Origin of the sequence: Thiolapillus sp. (assembly GCF_048562965.1) — a bacterium.
GTDB lineage: Bacteria > Pseudomonadota > Gammaproteobacteria > Chromatiales > Chromatiaceae > Thiolapillus > Thiolapillus brandeum_A.
The window spans coordinates 1-595 of record NZ_JBHNMF010001505.1 but is presented as its reverse complement, the minus strand read 5'-3'; the positions used below and the strand labels follow the sequence as shown (position 1 = coordinate 595).

The window sequence follows — 595 nt, the reverse complement described above, 5'->3', positions numbered from 1 at the left end:
GTTCCAGAATGGTCATCTCTTCGCCACTGTGCCGTTGATTGGGCGTCACATAGCGAATCGCACTATGACGATGCTGGTAGTTGTACCATTCAACGAAGCTGTGTACCCATTCCCTTGCGGCATCCAGTCCTCCAAATGGCTGATTCGGAAAGGATGGGGTGTACTTCAACGTGCGAAATAAACTTTCAGAAAAAGGGTTGTCATCACTGACGGAAGGGCGGCTAAAGGACGGCACCACACCCAACTTTTGCAATGTCGCCAACATGGTTGCTCCCTTCATGGGGCTGCCGTTATCCGAATGCAGCACCAATCCTTCCTGATGGATGTTCTCGGCCAGGCAGGCCTTTCTAATGAGTTGACTGGCATGCTCGGCACTTTCTCTTTCATGAATTTCCCAGCCCACGATCTTGCGGCTGAAAATGTCTTCGATCAGGTACAGGTAGTAGAAAGTACCGCGAACGGTTGAGGCCAAATAGGGGTGAGTAGACCGGCGGAATCTCACCGCCAGCCCCTCGCAGAACCGTACGTGACACTCTCGCGTCATACGGCTCCCATCATTCGGCCCTTTGCTTGTCCGCTCCAGTGCACGAAAACG

Annotated in this window: 1 pseudogene; it reads right to left on the bottom strand. The window is 52.9% G+C overall.

The annotated features are described in order from the left end of the window. Positions 1–475, bottom strand: a pseudogene (locus ACOCD2_RS25185) (transposase); the annotation flags it as partial. Positions 476–595: the final 120 nt, after the last annotated feature.